The sequence below is a fragment of the Streptomyces sp. NPDC046876 genome, assembly GCF_040645035.1.
Lineage (GTDB): Bacteria > Actinomycetota > Actinomycetes > Streptomycetales > Streptomycetaceae > Streptomyces.
The window spans coordinates 1-1,451 of the sequence record NZ_JBEYXK010000234.1; the positions used below are offsets into that span (position 1 = coordinate 1).

Annotated in this window: 1 protein-coding gene; it reads left to right on the forward strand. The window is 67.9% G+C overall.

Features of this window, described 5'->3' with window-relative positions; genetic code table 11:
* The first annotated feature begins 591 nt into the window (after positions 1-591).
* Entirely contained in the window at positions 592-1,158 is a 567-nt protein-coding gene (gene cyaB / locus ABZ924_RS38670) for a class IV adenylate cyclase (RefSeq protein ID WP_361920434.1), read from the forward strand.
* Positions 1,159-1,451: the final 293 nt, after the last annotated feature.

Genomic DNA, 1,451 nt, shown 5'->3' on the forward strand with positions numbered 1-1,451 from the left:
AAGGGCGACAGGACGGCCCCATCACAGATGCCCGACCAGGCTCCGCCTCGCAGCACCGGGCATCCGGCCCCTCACCACCCGCGGCGGGAGCGGCCCGAGCGCAACAGATCGCTACGCGCTCCTCTGGTCTCGGCGGCCGACGACCGCCTGGGGCTGATACCCGCACCAAATGCCAACCAGAGCACCGCCCAAGGCCGCCAGACGCAACAGATCGCTACGCGCTGCCCAGGTCTTGGCGTCCGACGACCGTCTAGGGCTGTCGTCCGCAGGTTGGATGTTGTCGACGGCAGTCGTGAACTCTTGGCCGGAGATGCCGTGGACGTAAGCCAGCCGCACCCTGGCAGCGGGCCGGGAGCAGCAGGCCTCGGCCGGCGAGGAGATTCAGCAATGACTCGATGCTGCGCGCTCACCAGCGGTGTGCGGCTGGCCGAGGCTCGGCTGCGCGAGCTTGCTGAGATCTGTGACATCAAGGTGTACAGGTACGGCATGCTGCCTACATGGCGGCTGATCCCGGCTGACTCCACCATGTTCGTCCGGGTCACGAATCTGCCGCCTAGAGGCTCCGAACGCGGGGGTGAGAGGGACGGACGGGTGATCGAAGCGGAGCTGAAGGCACGCGTCCGCGCACCCCTGGAGACGCTGCGACGGCTGGACGAGCGGGCCGAGGGCCGGGCCGAGGTCTACCAGGACACTTACTACGACACCGTGGACGGGGCCTTGGAGGCCCGGGACGAAGAGCTTCGGGTGCGGACCGTGCACGGTCCGGAGGAGACCCGCACCGTCCTCACGTACAAAGGCGCCCGGGTAGACGAGGAATCCGGGTCCAAGCCGGAGTATGAGACCTGCGTCGAGGATGCCGAGGCCGTGCACGCGACGCTGCGCGGCCTCGGCTACGTGCCGGCCATCACGTTCGAGAAGCGGTGCAGGAACTACGTCTTCGAGGCCCGAGGGCGCCAGATGCTCGCCACCTTGGTTCGTGTCCCCGAGCTGGAGGGGACGTTCCTCGAACTGGAGACCTTGGTGGAGGAGAAGGACGTAGCCACAGCCCTCGTCGATGTCCGGACGGTCCTCGCCGAGTTGGGTATCGGAACGGAAGACCTGACGCGCGAGCTGTACACCGCAGCAGTGAAGGCCCGTCGCCGGGCCGCAGGACCGTGAAAGGGACGGGCAAACGGATCACCTCGGCTCGACTGCGTGGCTGGGCCACTGGCTGCGGACGCCCGAGACGACAGGAGCGCGTAGCGATCTCATGCGCCTGGCGGCCTCGGACGGTGCTCTGGTTGGCATTTGGTGCGGGTATCAGCCCCAGACGGTCGTCGGACGCCGAGACCAGAGGAGCGCGTAGCGATCTGTTGCGCCAAGGATGCCGAGGTCTGGGCGCTGGCCGGATGCCCGGTGCTGCGAGGCGGAGCCTGGTCGGGCATCTGTGACGGGGCCGCTCCTGTGACTTA